General features: G+C 61.7%; 13 protein-coding genes and 1 tRNA gene. 7 read left to right on the top strand and 7 right to left on the bottom strand.

Annotated elements, in window-relative coordinates:
* Positions 1-1,039: 1,039 nt before the first annotated feature.
* Positions 1,040-1,603, top strand: a complete 564-nt coding sequence (locus tag C5L14_RS14585; RefSeq protein ID WP_105862788.1) for a recombinase family protein — start codon at positions 1,040-1,042, stop codon at positions 1,601-1,603.
* 1,524 nt (positions 1,604-3,127) lie between these two features.
* Positions 3,128-3,391, top strand: a complete 264-nt coding sequence (locus C5L14_RS14600; RefSeq protein ID WP_105862791.1) for a hypothetical protein — start codon at positions 3,128-3,130, stop codon at positions 3,389-3,391.
* 298 nt (positions 3,392-3,689) lie between these two features.
* Here the strand turns inward: C5L14_RS14600 and C5L14_RS14605 are convergent, their stop codons facing one another.
* Positions 3,690-4,406 (bottom strand): SOS response-associated peptidase, encoded by a 717-nt coding sequence (locus tag C5L14_RS14605; protein ID WP_105862792.1) that lies wholly within the window; start codon positions 4,404-4,406, stop codon positions 3,690-3,692.
* Positions 4,407-5,645: 1,239 nt separating this feature from the next.
* Positions 5,646-5,882, bottom strand: coding sequence for a DUF2188 domain-containing protein (locus C5L14_RS30960; protein WP_105862793.1), 237 nt, complete (start codon positions 5,880-5,882; stop codon positions 5,646-5,648).
* 316 nt (positions 5,883-6,198) lie between these two features.
* Here C5L14_RS30960 and C5L14_RS14615 point away from each other — a divergent pair, with 316 nt between their 5' ends.
* A complete protein-coding gene (locus tag C5L14_RS14615) occupies positions 6,199-10,881 on the top strand; it encodes a hypothetical protein (protein WP_105862794.1) in 4,683 nt (1,560 codons plus the stop codon).
* Between the two features lie 4 nt (positions 10,882-10,885).
* Here C5L14_RS14615 and C5L14_RS30835 read toward each other — a convergent pair whose 3' ends face one another.
* On the bottom strand, positions 10,886-11,008 hold the full coding sequence (locus C5L14_RS30835) for a hypothetical protein (protein ID WP_281062574.1): 123 nt from the start codon (positions 11,006-11,008) through the stop codon (positions 10,886-10,888).
* Between the two features lie 310 nt (positions 11,009-11,318).
* Here C5L14_RS30835 and C5L14_RS14620 point away from each other — a divergent pair, with 310 nt between their 5' ends.
* From C5L14_RS14620 to C5L14_RS14630, 3 genes are all read left to right on the top strand, one after another.
* A complete protein-coding gene (locus C5L14_RS14620; protein ID WP_105862795.1) occupies positions 11,319-11,717 on the top strand; it encodes a hypothetical protein in 399 nt (132 codons plus the stop codon).
* Between the two features lie 4 nt (positions 11,718-11,721).
* Positions 11,722-12,666, top strand: coding sequence for a tyrosine-type recombinase/integrase (locus C5L14_RS14625; protein ID WP_105862796.1), 945 nt, complete (start codon positions 11,722-11,724; stop codon positions 12,664-12,666).
* Positions 12,667-12,792: 126 nt separating this feature from the next.
* Positions 12,793-13,545, top strand: a complete 753-nt coding sequence (locus tag C5L14_RS14630) for a hypothetical protein (RefSeq protein WP_105862797.1) — start codon at positions 12,793-12,795, stop codon at positions 13,543-13,545.
* Positions 13,546-15,257: 1,712 nt separating this feature from the next.
* On the opposite strand, the gene C5L14_RS14645 is transcribed toward C5L14_RS14630, so the two are convergent.
* The 4 genes from C5L14_RS14645 to C5L14_RS14660 all read right to left on the bottom strand — a co-directional run bounded on the left by C5L14_RS14645 (position 15,258) and on the right by C5L14_RS14660 (position 18,578).
* Positions 15,258-16,931 carry a DUF6538 domain-containing protein gene (locus tag C5L14_RS14645; protein ID WP_245443392.1) on the bottom strand — a complete coding sequence of 558 codons (1,674 nt, stop codon included), beginning with the start codon at positions 16,929-16,931 and terminating at the stop codon, positions 15,258-15,260.
* Positions 16,932-17,030: 99 nt separating this feature from the next.
* A tRNA-Leu gene (locus C5L14_RS14650) sits at positions 17,031-17,116 on the bottom strand.
* Positions 17,117-17,152: 36 nt separating this feature from the next.
* A complete protein-coding gene (locus C5L14_RS14655) occupies positions 17,153-18,325 on the bottom strand; it encodes an FAD-dependent monooxygenase (RefSeq protein WP_105862800.1) in 1,173 nt (390 codons plus the stop codon).
* A 7-nt stretch (positions 18,326-18,332) separates the two neighbouring features.
* On the bottom strand, positions 18,333-18,578 hold the full coding sequence (locus C5L14_RS14660) for a zinc-finger domain-containing protein (protein ID WP_105862801.1): 246 nt from the start codon (positions 18,576-18,578) through the stop codon (positions 18,333-18,335).
* A 139-nt stretch (positions 18,579-18,717) separates the two neighbouring features.
* On the opposite strand from C5L14_RS14660, the gene C5L14_RS14665 reads away from it, so the two are divergent.
* Entirely contained in the window at positions 18,718-19,473 is a 756-nt protein-coding gene (locus C5L14_RS14665; protein ID WP_105862802.1) for an alpha/beta fold hydrolase, read from the top strand.
* Positions 19,474-19,543: the final 70 nt, after the last annotated feature.

The following is a 19,543-nucleotide window of genomic DNA, read 5'->3' on the forward strand; positions in this document are numbered from 1 at the left end:
GTGCGGGGGAGCGTAGCCGTTATGGACAACGAGTGGTCCGAGTGGCGGCCCTTCCCGGACCCCAAGCACCGAGGCGTCCTCACGGCCCCCTATGGTCCTGGCTGCTACGAGGTGAGGCACATCAGCAATGGACAGAAGGTGCTCTTCGGGATGGGTGGGCACGTAGCGGCCCGGCTGAGTTCCTTACTACCCGAACCTCTCGGTACCGGGAGGAGGAACAACAAGGGCAAGCGGGACTACTGCCGAGGGCACCTAGTGGACCTCGAATACCGGACCCTTGCTTGTCTCACTCGGGGAGAGGCAGAGGAGGCGGAGAGGGGACTTAAGGTTCGGGCAGCGGACTACATGTTTCCGACCTAAGGGGAACTCCCGGGCTTAAAATTTGGGTCACCCATATGAGACCCCATCACGTGGCAGCGGCGAGGGGCTTCCCCCCGTGCCGGGTGGGGGCCTTTTCCTGCGAGCGGAATTGTGCACCAGGAGCGGCCTCTCACAAGGTGCCGAGAGTGAATGCCCGAGGCCCGCACCCGATGTCCTGGACCGTTAACTAAGCACCATGTGCGGCTTTATCTGCGGGCGTGAAAGGGGCCATCGGTCGCTGGTTGCAGGCCGTCCCATCGAAGTAACCTCGAAGATGCCCGAACAGGCCCCAGGCGTCTTCCCGTGATAGCTGGGGATGAAGCTCCTTAAGCAGTTGCAGTATGCACTCGCAAACATAACCCCTAATATGACTCCATCTGTTTTCTTGATAGGCGTATTCACGCCAGACGTTTTCGGGGAGGTTGTGCCTTACATACTCGAAGGCCTCGGCAATTTCCTCGTGCGTCCAACGCCGCAGCCTCTTGAAGTGATCCATTTCCGCACCTGCTGGTTGCGGCAAAAGCGATAGACCTTTTTATTCCCCTGTCCAATAGCCCCTGCCCATGTGGACGTGTCCGCTTTGCTCCTCAGGTGCGTCCAATAGACTCCCTCTTGACATTCTGGACATTGCGACTCATCATCCCTTGATCCTATTGGACACCAAGGGGGCTTGACGGGCATGCTTATCGGATACGCCAGGACATCGACAACGGAACAAGAGGCGGGCCTACAGGCCCAGCTTCGGGACCTCAAAGAGGCAGGATGCGAGGAGGTCTATTCAGAGCAGATATCCTCAGTGGACGTGAGGGCGCAGCTTCGAGAGGCACTGACATTCACCCGCAAGGGCGACACACTGGTAGTCACCAAGGTGGACCGCTTGGCCCGCTCTACCGTGGGGCTGTGGGAAATCGTGAAGGAACTCGATGAAAAGGGGGCGGCGCTACGGGTCCTTAATCTGGGTGGCGAGACTGTGGATACCAAGAGTGCCACCGGGCGGCTCATCCTGAATATCTTTGCGGGGTTCGCTCAGTTCGAGCGGGAGATGATGCTTGAGCGGCAGCGTGAGGGTATCGCCAAGGCCAAGGCTGAGGGGGTCTACAAGGGCAGGAAGCCCACCGCGAGGGCCAAGGCGGATGAGGTTCGCAAGATGCATGCCGAGGGTAAGACCCCTACGGAGATTGCGAGGGCCTTGGGGATAGGCAGAGGGAGCGTCTACAGGGCCATTGAAGGGGTGGGCGCTTAGGCCGGCCATCATCAGGATTGAACTGTAAGGACCCGTGGCGTGATGGCTGCGGGTCCTTCCATTTGGTATCCCGGAGATGGCCCATCAATCGATGATGACTTGGGCGCATTCCACTTTCCTAACCGAGTACCCCTTGTACTCCTTGTAGACCTGAGGTGCCCACAGGCAGCAGGGCGGCATGTGGCAAACCTTGTATGGTCCCGAGGTATCGACGCCGGCAGGACCAGGGCGGGAATCGTAGGCGATACATCCATGTGCATCCGCGAACTTATTTCGGATGCCCCGGTCGTTATCCTGCTCTTTCTGTTCCCGCCGTGTCAGGGGACGACGAAGCATCTTCTTCAGGGAGGCATGACATTGTTTCTTGCCCTCTTGCCTAATCGAGAAGACGCCGCCTTTGTACGTGTCCACTTCGATATACCAGGGGACGCCCGGCTCATCCGCCCTAGCACTTGGACCGCACAACAGCCCCACCGTGAGAACCGCGAGACCCAATAGCCGCATAGTGACGCCCCCTAAGCTAACCCCATGAAGGTAGCGACGTTGCTTGCGGTGGTCTATGCGATATTGCGCGGATTGACGATATGAAAGCACAGCGCTACCAAACACTACGCCTCTGACAGGGACTTTTTGGGGGGAGCTATGAGAGTTATTGCGATTGCCGTCGCTACATCATCCTTATTTCTTGGCGGATGCAGCATGACACTGCCCGTTCGTGGCTCAATGGCTAGCGGCGGGGAGACCTTTACCGGCAGTGCTACGGGGTATGCGGATGGCGGCGGCACGTTGCAGATCAAGAGCAACAAGGGGCTCCCCTGCACCGGTAACTTCGTCTATGAGACCCCACGTAAGGGCTCCGGGGTGTTCAATTGTAGCAATGGCCAGAGTGGTCCCTTTGAGTTTGCTTCGACGGGGACGCGGGGGACCGGCACCGGGACGATAGGCGGGAAGCCGTTCACCTTCACCTTTGGCTGAGATGGCCAGAAACCTGCCTCATCTTTGGAAATGAGCCTAGAGAGCCCGCTACGACTCACTGAGCGGCTTTCTCTTTGGGCGGGCTCGACAGTTCGTCGGGAGGAGGAGGGCGCTTAGGAGGTCTCTGCGGCCTCCTGCGCGGCAGCGGCTCCGTGACTTCCCAGGGTATTATCCTGGGTCTGCCCTTTCGCCAAACCAGCACGATCAGGGCCACCACCAGGGCCACGACGATGACACCCAGCCACCCCGAGGCGGATGCCTCAAAGCCCACTAAGCCGATCTTTACATTGATTGTGGGGTCCATCTCTGCCCGCAGCTCTCACCAAAAGAAAACATGCGATGCAGACAATGAGTATCAGGGCCTGATTCGTCTTTGAGTGCAAGCCGGCTGTGTACGGGAGCTGGGGAGAGGCCTGTGGAGAGCCGTGAAAAGGTCAAGCGCCTGCGCCCACTTCGGGGCTCTCTGCTTTAGAACATAAAGTGAACAAATGGCTGGCCATTGGGCTATCGACAGGTTACCGTTTGATGACGCAATGGCGGAGGTTGGCGATGCGGGAGCGAACGGCGGATGACATTCGGGAAGGTGCCGAGAGGGCCCGGCTAGACGCCTCTGCGGCACAGGCCATCGCAGACTGCGGAGGCGACCCTGTGGCAGCTGTGCAGGCCCTTATCGTGCTCAATGAGGCCATGCAGCGGGAGCTTGCCGAGTTACGCCATGAAATCGAGGAGATAACAGCCAGGGTATCGAGGGGGTATGCACGGGACCTCTTCTACCATCGTCTTGCCCACACAGACAGGCGGAGCGACGATTGACCGGTCGGCGAAAAGGGGAGCTATCCCCATCCATGGTGGATGCCGGCTGGCCGCACCAAGTTGCCCGGCACACGCCAGATGGTCATTTAACGGACTTCGCTGAGGTCGAGGAGTTCTGCCGGTCGGTGGGCGCCTGCCCGCGTCACCATTGCATTGCCGAATGGGCGCTCTACCATCTCGTATTCTGCTTCAGGGAGCAGGCCCATGCCGTGGCCTTTATGAAGCGCTTCGGGGGGCAGCCGATAGCGCCCACCCAGCGGGCCCGCACGGCACTCACAAGGCAGCTCCGAGAGCGGGGTCAAAGTAGCGGCTCGCCCTCGATCGGGTCCGCCACATCGCGCTGATTATACCGAGAGCTGCTGACCTTCTCCGAGATGGGCCACATGTCCATCTTCTCGGACGGGAAGGGGACCATGAGGTCAAAGGGGTCCGGCTCAATGTTAGCCATCCAGCGCTCATAGTTCTCCGGGGCGATGATGACCGGCATACGCTCATGGATGGTGCCTACCAAGCTATTCGCAGGGCAGGTCACGATGGCGAAGCTGCGGGTGATCTCGCTGGTGGCCGGGTCTGTCCAGCTCTCCCAGATTCCACCCAGGGCAAACTTGGAGTGATCCGCCATGGCGATGGCATAGGGTTGCTTAGGGCCTTTGATCGGCTTGCCGTTCTCCCCGAGGGTCTTCATCCACTCAAAGAACATGTCCACCGGGACCAGACAGCGGCGGCTCTTGTAGGCTCCCCTGAAGGCGGGCTTGGACTGGATACCTTCCGACCGGGCGTTGAACATGAGGGGCATCGTGGTGGGGTCTTTTACCCAGTTCGGGATAAGGCCCCAGCGCATCAGGCAGTGTTCGTTGCGTTCGGCCTTGGGGATGCGCCTTACGATCCATAGCCATTGCGTTGGAGAGCCGTTGTAGAGCGCCTTCCAGGCTGAGGCGACTTCCTCCTCAGTGGAGCCCATTTCGGAATAGATGCCGGGAAGCTCCGGCCCCTTCTGCATTACCCGTCCGCACATCGTGAGAGGGCCCCGAGGTTGACTAGCGGTGTAAGGTATCTTGGTGCCCCGCGGATGATCGGGCAAGTTTCCTCGGCACGGCAATTGGCGGCGATTGAGATAATCTCGGGTGGAAAACCGGGGCGAAAACGACCGGTAGGCCGCTCTAATTCCTTGTAAACGCTAGAGAATAACTCGCAGGTTAATGAATGGGGGCGCAGCCTCGGGGGAGCCCTTGGGTATAGCCTGTCGGTGCCTGCGGCGGGCCATCGCGAATTGATCGCCCCAAGACAAAGCTAAACGACAGGTTATCTTCTGTTGAACATATCGAAACAAATGGTGGCCCAATTGGTGGAAAATCGGCTCATTTTGACCTTAAGCGCAACTGTAACGTGTTGATTTTGCTGCAGAATAACTCGTACTTCTATGAAGGGCGCCCTCCGGGTTTCCATAGTGTACACCCTGCCGTAACACTGGCCATATTCACCGCCGCCCTAGGTCTGCTACCGGTGGAAAACAGGGGGAAAAACGACCGGTTGGCCTCGCTAAGCCCTTGTAAACGCTAGATAAAGTTACATAGCTTAATGAATAGGGGCGCAGCCATTAGGTCCCCCTGTGTGTAACTATAGGCTCCCTATGGTGCTCCCTAGTGTTGCTATAGGGGCCATAGCTCCGCTACTAGACCACTCCTCCTCTAGGTCCCACCCTCATGGGCTACCTAGAGTACTAGGAGGTTCACTCTGTGCTCAGAGTGTCCACACTTTGACCCTTTGCATTGTCCACTCGGTGACCAACTTGGCAGGAACACAGGGCGGAACACTACGAGGAAGACCCCGAGGTTTACTCCCAGGAACACCCCGAGGTTCATTCCCCGCTTCACTGCGAGCTTCACTCCCTGGTCCCCGAGGCAGCACACCCGGTAGCCGCTGAGGAGGGATAGGCAATAGGGCACCTCTCACCGGGTATCGTAAGGGCCTTTAAGGGGGAAAATAGGTGCCTTGCGGGCCTGGTGTGTGCCGTAACGCATTGTAAATTCTAAGGAATAACACCAAGCTTAATGAAGGGGGCGCCCTGGGTCTCCTTCATGCTGCACACATCACCATTGCGTCCCCTACAGAGCATTGGGTCTATGCCTCTCGGTGCACCCTGATGAGGACAGCTCCCGGGGTCCCCGTCCATAAGGCCTCCCAGTAACTACTAGGCCGGCAGTCTGCCGACACGCCCGCGTAAGAGCCTATCAGTGGCGTGCAACTCGGACACTCAGCCCCGAGGCGGGAAGGGGTCGTGCCCATAGGTCCGCTCCGCCTCAATGGTCCCATCCTCATGATGGACCACGAGTTGGGCATCATGCCCGTCCTGATGAACCTGTAAGGCCAGCCTAGTGGCGGCCATGACTGCGGCATTTTTGGTCCTGAAGTCTGCTGCGGGTTCCTCGTCCCGGCGTACCCACCACCGGTCCCCGACCTTCAGCACCCTATAGACAATCCTCCGTGGCATCGGTCTGCCTCACCAGCGGGTAGCAATGCCCACAGGTACCACGGAAGCCCCCGCCTATCCACTTGCCGTGCACCCAGAGAACCCCGTGAGCCACCTTAAGCTCACCCCAGCTTAGTCCCCTTTCAACACCAACCGCTGACCCCATGCCGGTCTCCCACCCAGGAGGCACGCATGTGGCTGTCCGCAGGAATGAAGACACATGGCGGAACCCCAAGCACCAGCCCTTACCGCTATCCCCGCAGGGCGCACACCTGAGAACCAAGCTACCACCCCGCTGACCCCAGGCAGTACGCCCGAAGTCCCCGCAGGGACACCTTTGGGCTCCCAAGAGGAGGAGGCCCTGCGTCTTGCCCTCTTACAGCAGGCCATAGAGGAGCAGCAGGCGGAGGAGGCCCAGGCCCAAGATGCCCAGCCCCCAGTCACCCCCCAGGACATAGCCGCAGGGCAGCAACTCCGGGATATCACCAGGGACCCCACGGAAGCTCTGGACGCACAACGGGCATCGGGTGTGGACCCGGACCCCTATGTCGCCATGAGGCAGGCCAACCCCGAGGGTCCCGATGCCGCCGCACAGTCGGCCACTATGCCCTCGATGATCCACAACACCGTGTCCGCCTTTGGTGGTGGCGCGGTGGAGGCAGGCTTTCAGACCTACGACTTCTTCGCCGGGCCTACCCCGGGTGACCAGAAGTCCGACTTCAGGCAGTGGGCCGAGAAGAAGTATCGGGGCCATATGGACGCCCTGGGTCCGGCTGGTGGTTTCGTAGGTGGGCTCGGGCAGTTCGCGGGGGGCATGGTGGGTCTCGGGAAGTTCACCGAGGGCCTCAAGGTCCTCCCTTGGATCGGCAGGGGGATTGAGGCATTGGAGGGCCTAGCCCAAGGGTCCAAGGCGGTGAAGGCCGGGGTGGAAGCCACCAAGGCCACCATCGTCAACACCACCATGTTCGATCCTCACCAGGAGCGCCTCTCGAACGTCATTGAGCAGTTCCCCCAGCTCCGCAATCCCATCACCGGGTTCCTTGCGGCCCACCCCGGGGACACCGATGCGGAGGGCCGCCTTAAGAATGCCCTTGAGAACCTCGGCATAGAGGCAACTGCCGGCGCTCTCCTCATGGGCGGCATGCGGCTCTACAAGGCATTGTCCTCGGGGGACCGGGAGGGCATCACCAGGGCATCCGATGAGGTGCTCAAGACCCAAAGCACCATAGAGGCTGAGGCGGCGGCCCCCCAGTTGGGACGAGATGAGCATTACCTTGTCAGGAATGGCGAGGTGGTCGGTGGGGATGGGAGCCCCCAAGATGGTTCGAGCCCTAGTGCGCCCACCACCGGGTTAGAAGGCGAGGTCCTCCCCCAGGACCGGTCGCCAGCCCCAGGTGTGCCCGAGGATCGCCGGGACCTGCTGGACCTCGGGTACACCGAGCAGCAGCTCAACAGGATGACCCCCGAGCAGGTCAGGGACAGCCGGGCCGCCTACAGCATCATGAAGAAGGACGCTGAGCACCAAGCGTCCGCCACGAAGTATTGGGATGGCGTCGGCGATGCTGCGGACCGCAAGGACTACCTGACGGAGATCGCCAGGGACATCGAGTCTGGCCGCGTGATCCTGCCGGAGAACCCGAAGGACCTAGCGCTCAAGGATAGCTCCTCAGTCTACGGCGAGGGCCAGCTCGCAGCCGCAGCCCAGGACCTCCGCGATTGGGCTAAGTCCGAGGGGCTGGGTGAAGGACCCGAAGCCACCAAGGAAATCATCGCGAACCTCGAAGCTGAGATTTTCGATGGTGTCACCCGCAGCGATGATGGGGTCTACTATAAGGACATCATCAAATATCTTCAGCGGCAGGACGCTGGGGACTTGACGGGGGCTCCGGGCTCGCCTGTATCCGGCACCTTCGAGCTAGGCGTAGCGGACAGAGAGGCAGCCGGATTGCCTCCCGCCAAGGGACCGGGCGATGTGGTCTATTCCATCATCCGGGATGGCCAGCCGGTGGGCTACGTTCATGCGACCATCCGGGGGAACACCGCAAGGATCGAGGACATATGGAGCACCACAGGGCAGACCCGAGGTGCCCTAGGTCCCGGTGTCGCCTCGCAGCTTCTCAAGCAGTTCCAGCGGGCCCACCCCGAGGTGATCAACCTCACCGGGCGTAGGACCACGGGTGCTCGCAACGGGGGCCGGGAGCACGGCTATGCGGATGAGGGCGGAGTGGAGGTCTCCGTGGACATCCCCAAGGCCCGCACGATGGCCGCCCGCAGTTACCTCGATGCCTCCTCGGGGGACCGGGTGAGCAGCGGTGAGGGCGGGACCAGCAACACCCAGGCCCCGGAAGGATTCGACCCGGCGCTTACCGGCAGCATCATGAAGGCTATTCGCGAGGACTGGGACGCCACGGACGGAGCCGGGAAGGACTGGCTGGAAGCCGTGCAGAGCGGCGAGAGAATGGCCTCTCCGCCGAACAGCTTGCCGTACCACAAGATGGCTACCCCCGAAGAGGTGGAGAGCTTCATCAATCACGCGGTGGAAGCGGTGAACAAGGAGGGCATCCTAGATAACCTCAAGGGCGGCGCGGTGCTCACCGACGCAAAGGCCCGGGAGCGCATCAGCCAGTACGCCGCCATCTTCAATACGGACCCCAATGCGATGATGAGCGAACTCGCCAAGGCCGGCGAAGCTGCTCACGACATGTTCGCCCACATGGAAATGGGCTACCTCATCGCCAACAAGATGTTCAAGGACGCCTATGTGAACTCCTTAGCCATCCAGCAGGGCCGCCTAGGGCAGTGGGGTGGCAATGCGGTGGCAGCTACGGAGGAGGTCCAGGCGCAGCTTGCCCGGGCTCTTCAGGCCTTGGGCCATGCGAACTCTATCCGTGCTGCGGGTGGCCGTGTGGTCCGCAGGAACCGCGCTGAGTTCGCCCCGGATCAAGCCACGATAGACAGCCTCAAGACCGTCAACCCGGACATGTTGGTCCAGCTTATGGTGGACAGCGCGGGAGACGTTCGGAATCTCCGCAAGATCACCCAGCCAAGTTTCCTCCGGCGCATTCAGGACTTCGCCAGCTACTACTATGCGAGCAACCTGCTGTGGGGCTGGAAGACCCAGGTAAACAACATCGTGTCCAACACGGTGACCGCCCTAGTGCGGCCAGCCGAAAGGGTTATCGGGTCCTACACCATGGGCGAGGCTGGGGCGTCCATCCGGCAGCAGGCCGTGAAGCAATACCTCTACATGGCAAGCTCTTTGCCGGACGCATGGAATGCCGCAGTGGAGGCCTTCCGCCTCGGGGACAGCCGCCTCGCCATGCATAATCTCGACCTCTACGGGACGCCCACGCAGGGTAACCGGGCGCTCTACCGGTGGAAGCCCTGGGACAGCATGGCGAACGTCACGTACAACACCATGGCCTCCTTCGGGAACATGGGACAGATGGCCGTAGGTGGGTCCCTCCGCTTCCTCGCCGCTGCCGATGAGGCGGCCAAGGTGATCACCTACCGGTCTATCGTCGGCGCCAAGGCACACCTTGAAGCGGTGGACCTGGGGCTCTCCGGTAAGGAGCTTTCCGAGCACGTCAACAGCCGCCTTACCGCTGCCTTTGACGATGCTGGACGGGCCACCGACATGGACGCGAAGAGGGAGGCACAGATTGCCACGCTCTCGCAGGACCTCGACACGGGTTTGATTGCGGCGGGCGCTAGGTCCTTCCAGTCCTTTGCCGCGCAGTTCCCCCCGGCTCGGCTCTTCGTCCCCTTCGTGAAGACCCCAGCCAATCTCGTGCGGTACGGAATAAACCTCACGCCTGGGCTCAATGTCCTCAGCAAGGATTTCCGTGATGCCTTCCATGGGCAAAAGGGCGACACTCCCCAGCAGCGTAGGCTCTTCAAGGCCCAAGCCCGAGGGCAGGCCTCGCTAGGTCTCACCTTCAGCTTGCTCACCGGGGTCATGGCCTACAACGGCATGATTACCGGCCCGGGGCCCGGAGATTCGGAGACGCGCAGGAACCTCATGGCCACTGGATGGAAACCTTTTGCCTATCGCCGGGTCAATGACGATGGCAGCGTGACCTACACCCCGTTGAAGGACATGTTGGGCCCATTCGCCATTCCCTTCACCATTGCGGCGGCTGTCGGGGAGGCCTCCCAGCATGCGGGAGTTGACCAAAGCACCGTAGAACGCACGGCATCCGCCCTGATGCTGGCGCTTACCAAAGGGCTAGCCGATCAGACCTATCTCAGGAACCTCCACCAGGCCATGGACATGCTGATGAGCGGTGAGGGGCGGCAGGTGGAGAGACAGGTGGGCAACATCGCGTCCAACTTCGTGCCGGCCTCCTCGCTTCTCAGGAACGCCAACGCGGCCTTTGTGGACGATGAGATGCGCGATGCGGTTTCCATTATGGACCAGATGATCGCCACCATTCCGGGGCTGTCTTCCACGGTGCCCCCGAGGCGCGATATCTGGGGAGACCCTATCCACGCCAAGCTGGGTCTATCATCCACCGCAGACGGCGTTGTGGACCTCGAAATGGAACGCCTTGCGATGGACACCCCAGATGGCCGCTCCATTGCCCACGTCACGCCGACCGGCACCGGGTACGACCTCAGGGACGTCACCACGGAAGATGGCAGGAACGCCTACGACCGCCTTCAGGAACTATCAGGTCACCTCCCCGGTGCTCCCTCGCTGAAGTCCCAGGTGGCCAAGGTGATGCAGTCCGAGGCTTACCTTAAGGCCCCCGATGGCTCCTCCTCGGTGAAGGGCACCAAGCTCTACATGCTGGGGTCCGTCATCAATCCCTACCATGAGAAGGCCAAGAAGCTGCTCATGAAGGACCGCAATGTCCGCAAGGCGATGTACACGGCGAACGAGCAGGTACGGGCAGCCTACGCGGCGAAGCAAAGGGACCCTAATGGTGCGCTGCCGCAACGCGATGTCCTCAATGACATCCTAGGGAAGTTCGGCATGGGCGGGGGGGAAGTGAGTGTCCCCGAAAGATCATCGTAGGTTACTAGGTGCCCTGGTAGGCATCCAGCGCCAAAACAGCGAGCTTAACGCAGCGAGTGAGCAGGGCAAGCACGCCGTTGATGATCTTCAGTTTATGGAAAAATGCGTTCTCACGCTTCTTAGCCATTGTTAGTCCTCTGAATATTCAAACCGGATTGGGCTCCGGGCGACCCAAGCTGTGCGGACTACACAACTGCCAGTAGTTGGCTGCTTAACGGGTCATGAATATCTTCGGGGACACTCGCTGCCGCTTATCGGGACCGCCCCGTCGCAAGTCAACGTGTTATCCTCCCAGAGGGAACACTTTGGGGGACCTATCAACAACGTGAATCGATAGGGGCTCTTCGGGTCCACATCGATTCACTCTTTGAATTGGACGCAGGGTACATCCTTGCAGGAGACAATAGGCGTTTTTCCTTTTCACCCAGGACACGCCAATGTCTGCCCCCAGTCCGGGCGCTAAGCCCAAGTTCGACTTCACCGCCCAGGTCTTCGAGACCCTCCCCACCGACCACATGAAGCCCCGCGCTACGTCGCTTCCTTTCCGGGAGCGCTGGACGGCCCTTTCCGCTGAGGTCGAGAAGGACGGCAAGCCCCGGGGGTTCTATGTGCCTGCGGCATATTTCATTGAGGTGCGAGGGGTGGCCCCTGAAAAGGTTCATCATGCGTACATCAAGCAGAAGCTCTCGGATGCATGGAACAAGTGGCTGAATGAGCTTCCTGCCGCCCGAAGGTCTGACCGTTTCGCCCTCGTGAAGACTAAGCGGACCGGGGAGGAGCCCGACTACAAGGGGCAGGGCCTCGGGGTCATCGCGGTACTGACGGTGAAAGGGTAGGGCGATGGACAACGTGATCCTATTTCCGGGGACCGCAGGGGTTCGGCCCATCCGGGAGACAGCCCCAGGCAAGACCACCTTGGTGGCCGCTCTGGACACTGCGGCAACCGCTTGGCGTGACCTGAGGTCTGCCGAAACGATGGTGTGCCAGGGGCGCATGGTCATCCAAGACCTGACCGAGGACCTTGCCGTCCGCCATGTCGAAGAGGTCACCCGGGAACACATCAAGGCTATGGTCTCGAAGTGGAAAGAGCAGGGCTATTCTGCCAGCACCATCCGTAAGCGCCTCATCGTGCTCAAGACCATGGGGTGTGACACGGCGGGGATTACCAGCGGCGTCAAGAAGGCCCCCAAGTGGTGGCTCAATGACGACCACAGGTCCCGCCTCCTCACGTGGCTCCGCACGCCTGTGCCCGAAGGTACCTCGCTGGCTGCCACGAGGCCGGAACTGGCGGACCACATCGAGTGGACCCACTTCACCGGGCTCCGCATCGAGGAGACCCTGAGGGTCAAGTGGTCCGGCGTGAGCTTCAGCAGGGGTCCTGAGGTCGGCCCGCCGTCACCCTTTGGCATGGACCTCTTCGTCCCAGGCACCAAGACCGAGGGGTCCCAGGCGACCATCCCATTGAGTGGCGAGGCGGGAGGCCTGCTGCTCCGCAGGTGGTTCGCTGCGGGATGCCCCAAGGGTGACAGCAAGGTCTTCCCGGAGCGCTACGACAACCTTCAGCGCCTGTGGAAGCTCTGCCGGGACCACCTTGGGCTCACCAAGTCCACCACATGCACCCTCAAGGCCATCCGCAGGTCTGCCGCACGGTACCTGCACTACGACAGGGCCATGCCCCTGGACCTCACCCGGCAATACCTCAGGCACAGCAACATCCAGACCACGATGGAATACCTGAGGCTGACTGGTGGTGCCAGCACTGAGGAAATGCGGAGGTTCCTGTAATGGGCACCCTTCACCTCTAGCAGCCGATCCCAACCAATTCCGCATGTAAGCCCGGGCAGCCTCCGAAGGAGCCTGGGAGCGCTTCCCCTATGTCCATTCCAAAACTCAACCAAGGAGCCGAACCCCATGGCTAAGACCCACGGACCCATGACTGCAATCGCCTTCCACGACTTTGTGGGATGGCTTGAAATGCGCCTTCACGGCGGCCTGCCGGACCCGAAGTTTCTCTGTCAGCATCTCCCCCAGGGCGTTCTTGCCCATGCCGTTCCTGTCGTGGACCCGGTGGACGGATCGGCGGCCATCGCTCTGTCAGTGCAGCCCATAAGGCCCGAGCGTCTCCACCTAGCGGACCGCGAGGGGGACAACAGCCCGGCCCGCCCCAGGACACGCTACTGGGAACCTGAGGCCGTCCTTTTGCTCCGCATGGCCCTCGCCAACGGGGGCACGATGTTCGTGGATGATGACTGCACCGGGAAGACCGAGAGCAACCCTGAGGGCAAATGGCACTACCCTGAGATATTCGGGGAGGGCATCTCCCTCAATAGGGTCTTTATGGATGCGGCTCCCGGGGACCGCGTGAGGGTCCATGTGGACCGCAGTCACCCCTTTGGGCACCACGATTGCCGCAGGCGGCTTCTCCACATTGAGACCGGCAACCCGACTACGGCAAGAGGTGTCTCTGACTTCCTCGATATTGCAGTGAGGACCTACGAGAGGCCGAACCCACAGGACGGCCTCACGGGACCCCAGCGCTTCCACGCGACCACCGAGCAGTACCGGCAGGTTCTCACGGATGCCCTCGCTGCCCACACCGCTTTCAACCCCTCTGCCTCCTCCGAGCAGGTCGCGCGGTGGCATCGGGAGAAACACCCAGTCTAAGGCAACGCCTCGCCTACGGCAGGTGGTGACACCGAGTTCCCCCGAGGCGGAAACGCTGTGCCGTTTCATTCGGTGCGGCCAGACGCAGCAGGCATCCTCGGCCTGCGTCCTGCGGGGATCGGGGGAGGGATATCAATGTTCGAAGGGGTTCGGCCAATGTCTCCCCCCCGCAGCCGCTTAGCGGAAATCTTTGGGGACTTCATTACGCCCGATGGGGTCCGCTTGGCCCTCGGGTACCTCGGGTTCCTCGTGGTCCTCTTCGCTGTCCTTACCGGGGCGGCAAGGGTCTTGGATGGGCTCATGAAGGAGCCGCCCGGTGCACACGCGGACCGGCTCAGCGCCTATTGTGTGGACCACGGGATAGGTTCCTGGGGCCGCTGCGTCGCGATGTATGAGGCGGGACGGATAACTGATGACGAGCTTGAGAGGTACCGGTAAGGGAGCACCTTAGGAGCGCGAAATCCACCGAGCTAGGGTGCCAAGGATATTGCGTCCCGAAGCGTGTGGCCGGAAGGATTTGCGATGAGAAGCCGCAGGGGTATCGCTGGGCACTGAAATGGGAGGAGCCTGCCATTGCCCCCTTTTGATCCTGTCCAGCTCGTCGCTCTCAATGGTAATCTCAAGCGAAGGGTCCCGGACCCATTCCCATCGGTCTCGCTTCCAGTATTCGAGAACGCGAACCGCCATTGTGTTCATGCTGTCCCCGGCAACACAGGTGATCTTGGCGTTTTCGTGCAAATAGGTTCCCTCGCTGTGACGCGGCGGGTCGCCATAGAGAAACTCATAGTTGTGGCGAATAAGGTCAGCCTGTGAATGGTCTTCCATGCTCGGGAACACCGGCCTGTTAAAAGAGCAGCAAACGGTAAAGGTGCGTAGGCACGCCTGACACACGACCTCTACAAGTACCGCTTCATTGCAATATATGTTCCCGGTACGGCGCGGAGTGAACGGCTCATAGCGCGGGACCCCGTATTCATCATACCAAAGCGGCGCGGTGGGGACGCGGGATAGAATATCGTCGTAGTTCCCATTCATGGGGGTGGCCGGCGCTCCCTGTCAATGAGCTGGAATCTGGCATGCGCCTGCCAGGACTGCAATGTGGGAACGTCATGGGATCGGTGTGCCTGCGTGTATCAGGCCGGGCGTATTACCGATGAGGAACTTGAGGGTACCGCTAGTCAACGGTGGGGTCCGTTGGGCGCTCGTTCGCGGGCTTACGCCGCGCTGCCTCGTTCTGTAGTTCGCGCTGAATGTTTTCTAGGGCAACCCCTCCGACCCCAAAGACCAGCATCAGGGGTAGGCCTATAGCGGTCCCGAGGGCTGCGAGCCCCGCACCCTGAGTCCCTACCACTGCGATACCTACGGCACTGGCCCCAAGGAACGCCCGAGTGGTCCCAGTCCGGTTATCCCAGCCGTGCTCTTTAAGTTTGGCGTAGGCCTTCACCACTCGTGGCCAAATGATCTTGGCGTTACGCATGGTACGGAACACAGCAAGGGCCTTCCGTGCTCTCGTCTGGTCGCTCTCCCGTATGTCTTTCAGTTCGGAGACCCATTGCAACAGCGCTGCCCGCTCCTCGTCCGTGGTGTTGCTTACCAGGGCGGTTGTAAGTGCTCGCTGGGCCGTAGGGGATGGGAGGTTCTCAGTCATAGTCCACAAGTAGCTTAAAATAGAGGAGCCAAGCAATACTGCCTTCGCTGCGCTCTCCTCCGCTTCAAGTTGGACCATCAACGTTGAACCTAGGGAACCGCTCAAAGGCCTTCGCCTTGGCCGCCACAGTCACCTCGCCATAGTCCGCTCCTATCGTCCCCGGGGCGTGCCCGCAGATGGCATCCAGCACGCTATCCTCTATGCCGGCCTGCCGCCCGATGGTCTTGAAGGTGTGACGCCAAGCATGGTTGGGGCGAACACGGGGGTCCGTCACGGCCTTCCGCACCGACTCCGTAACGCGGTTCTTCATGGTCCGCCATGAGCCCCGAAGTTCGCCCTTGGTGTCCGGTGTGATGAATAGGTGTCCGGCCTTGGTGCTTGCCACAAAGTCAGGGAACCCGAGGTCCACTAAGTGGCTGTGAAGCACGACCTCACGGAACTCCTTGTCCTTCACGGTGTAGGCCTCTGGCGTGATGGTGAGGACCCACACCTCTCCGCCCATGACGCTTACCTTCCTCAGGTCCGTCTTGCGGAGCTGCACGATTTCACCCACCCGGGCCCCCGTGTAGGCACACAGCCAGGGGACCCAGCGTTTAGCTGCTGCGGTCTTGGCATCTTCTCTGGGGCCTTTGCGGTAATCGGCAGCGTGCTTCAGGATCGCTCGGGCTTCCTCCTCCGTGAAATCCCGGGCCCGCGTTCGGACCGTCTTAGCGGGGCGCAGCGTGATCCCCACGGCGGGATTGACCCGAAGTTTGCGATTGGTGACCGCCCAGCCAAAGAGGGCACGGAGGGCACTGAGGTCATTATCCTTCACGGTTCGAGCATTGATGCCGTCCGCTAGCCGCTTGTTCTTGAAGGCCACGATATTGTCAGCCGTGATGCGGCCCGCATCGTCATGCCCAAGGAACTCCTTCAGCCGTTCCATCTTGCGGCTGTAAGCCTCATAGGTCGATTGCGTGACCCCCACCGCCTTGGCCTCTGCCCACCATCCCTCTACGATGTCTCCGAGTGTTAACTTGCCGTTGGCGTTCGTGGTGGCCGGCTTTGCGGGCTCCCCAGGCGGCTGCCAAGCGGGGAACCTTTGGGCCTTGGGGTCTGGTGAATAGTCCCCCTCTGCCTGCCTTTGGCGGCTCGCAGCGGCGTCCCGTAGTGCATCGCGGAAGGCCCCCAGGAGGATGAGCCGGCTGTGGCTGTCCACCTTGCGGATGCCATGAGCAAGCAACTGGCGGTCCACGATGGGGCCAAGAACGGCTTCCAGCGCCTCCGCGTCATCAGCGGGCAGGGCGCTCAGTTTCTCCCGGAGGTTCTCCCAGGCGGCGGCCATCTCGTGGGGCAGCGGGGGAGGCTCGGGGGTCCACGTCCCGTCAAACCCGATGGTGCCCGATACGGTGCGTTCGCTCTCTTCGTCGTTCGCCCATGCGTGATAGAGGAACCCAGCCAGGGCGGTGGCTTGCTTGGCGGTGAGGGAGACCGGAGCGTCTTCTCGGAGGCTGCGCCAGATGGCTTCCAGATAGGCCACGATTTCGGCCTGTCGTATCTTGGCGGTTACGGGGTCATCCGTGCGGAGGGATACCCGGATAGACCGCTTGGCCATGGCGGGCGTGATGGTGATTGGCTGTGTAGCGCCACCGAGAGGAATTTGCAGCGTCATGCCGGCTAGCTGGGACTGCACATCCTTGGGAATCCGCTGGTCAAAATAGCGACTACGAGAGCCTTTCCGCTGCATCGGCTTGACCATTCGATAGTGCATTGTATGCCACCTTTGTCTGACAGTGGCACAATCCTAACCGTCTGATAACACGTAACTTATTGGTCTTGAAGCCAAAAATCGCGATGCTGGTGCGGACGGCGGGACTCGAACCCGCACCCGGTTTCCCGAAGCAGATTTTAAGTCTGCTGCGTCTACCATTTCGCCACGTCCGCAGCGCCGGTCTTGCTTAGGGCTGGAATCATGGCAGCTCAAGCCGTTTCTGTGGGCTTCCAGCCATAGAGCCAGTCATAGCGCTCCAGGAGGCGCCGGCCACCGAGGGCAGACAGGCCGAGATCGCGTGCGGCGGCGAGGGGCCAGCGCCGGTGATAACGTTGGCCGTTGCTGTGCGCCTCGGCCTGGATCCGGCCGACACGCGGCAGGCGCAGGCGCGACCATTCCTGTAGACGGGCGGGAAGGTCGCCGTGGCCTGCGCCGTCGAGCCGGGCAGCCAATTCGGCCGCATCCTCGATGGCCGCCGCGCCGCCCTGGGCGATGAAAGGCAGCATGGGATGGGCTGCGTCGCCGATCAGGGCGATCCGGCCAGTCGCGATCCGGCTGTCGGCGCGGCCTTCGAACAGCGGCCAGGTCCGCCATTGCGGCACCGTGGCGAGCAAGGCGCGCAGGCGCCCGTCCCAGCCGGCATAGTGCGGCAGCAGCGCGTCCAAGGGCTGCGGCGTGGACCAGCCGGGGCCGGCGTCGTCGGCATGCGTCACCGCCACGAGATTGAGCGCCTGCCCCGAACGCACGGGATAATGTACGAAATGTGCGTTATCCCCGAGCCAAAGCCCGGTCTTCTGGCCTTGGAAGAGGACGGGTATTTCCTCACTCGGGATTACTGCCCGCCAGGCCCGTCGCCCGGCGAAACGGGGCGGCTCGAGGTCGAGCTGGGCTCGCAGCGTCGACCACACCCCGTCGGCGCCGATCAGCATGGAAGCGGAAACATCCGCATCCTTGCCCGCGAAGGACACGGTCACCCGCTGCCCATCCTGGCGGGCCGCGCGGATCTCCCGCCCCAGCTTGAGCGGAATGGCGCGCCGATGCACCGCTTCAACCAGCACCGTCTGCAGGTCGGCGCGATGGATCACACCATAGGGAGCGCCCCAGCGCGCTTGGCAGGCTCCGAGCGGCAGTTGCTGAATGAGGGCGCCGGTTGCGCCCTTGCGGATCACCACCGCTTCCAGCCGCACCATATGCGCTTCGAGCGCTGGGCCGAGGCCGAGGCCGAACAGCACGTTGAGCGCATTGGGGGTGAGCTGAATGCCGGCCCCGGCTTCCTCCAGCCTCGAGGCGCGCTCATAGATTTCAACCGCAAAGCCGCGCCGCGCCAGGGCCAGGGCCGCCGTCAGCCCACCGATTCCGGCGCCGGCGATCGCGATATCCATGCCCGGTTCAGGCGGCCTGGGCGTTCACCGTGCAGGCGGCCGGCTCCGACATGCCCTCGGGCAGCTTGGGATCATATTTATAGAGCGTGGAGCAGTAGGAGCACACCGCCTCGTCATCCGAACCGAGGTCGATGAAGATGTGGGGATGGTCGAAAGGCACGCTCGCGCCCTGGCACATGAATTCCTTCGAGCCGACGCGAATGACCTTCAAGCCGAGGTCATTTTGGAAATGGGGAATGGAATGGCCTGCCATTGATCTTCAGTCCGCCATGGGGACCCGGGGTCCACGACGTGGATTTGGGGTCCGTAATTTTCTCTCGCGCGGACCATAGCGGTGCCGCACGGGATGCGATAGGGGCTAATGGGAGCAAGAGCAAAGGAAAACCGCGCCGATGCAGCGTTTTGATCACGACGGCGTCGAAATCGCCTATATAGACGAGGGAGAGGGCGAGCCCATCCTTCTCATCCACGGCTTCGGTTCGAATCATCAGGTGAACTGGGTCGGCACCGGCTGGGTCGACCTGCTCACCAGGCAGGGCCGGCGGGTAATCGCCTTCGACAATCGCGGCCATGGCAACTCCTCCAAGCTCTACGATCCCGCCGCCTACCATCCGGCAGCGATGGCGAGCGATGCCGTGGCGCTGCTCGACCATCTGCGCATCGGCTCGGCGACGGTGATGGGCTATTCCATGGGCGCCCGCATCACGGCCTTCCTGGCGCTCGAGCATCCCCAGCGCGTCGATGCGGTGATCTTCGGCGGCCTTGGCGTGCGGCTGGTGCAGGGCGAGGCCCTGCCGCCCACCATCGCGGCGGCGATGGAAGCGCCCTCGCTCGATGACGTGCCGGACCCGATCGGGCGGATGTTCCGCGCCTTTGCCGACAAGAGCGGGGCGGACCGGCGGGCCCTGGCGGCCTGCATCCGCGGCTCTCGCGTCCAGCTCAATCCCGCCGAGGTCGCGCGGATCCTGCAGCCCACTTTGATCGCCGTCGGCACGCGCGACCCGATCGCGGGCTCGGCGCAGGAACTGGCCGCGATGATGCCCAATGCCACTGTGCTCGACATCCCGAACCGCGATCACAATCCGGCCGTCGGGGACAAGGTCTACAAGCAGGGCGTCTTGGCATTCCTTGCAGAGCAGGGCGTCTAAATGAACATTGGCACTGTCGCCATCACTGCGCTAGAAGGGAAGGAGATACCGTCCATTCAGCGGATAGGCA

This window comes from Labrys okinawensis, from assembly GCF_002982075.1.
Taxonomy (GTDB): domain Bacteria; phylum Pseudomonadota; class Alphaproteobacteria; order Rhizobiales; family Labraceae; genus Labrys; species Labrys okinawensis_A.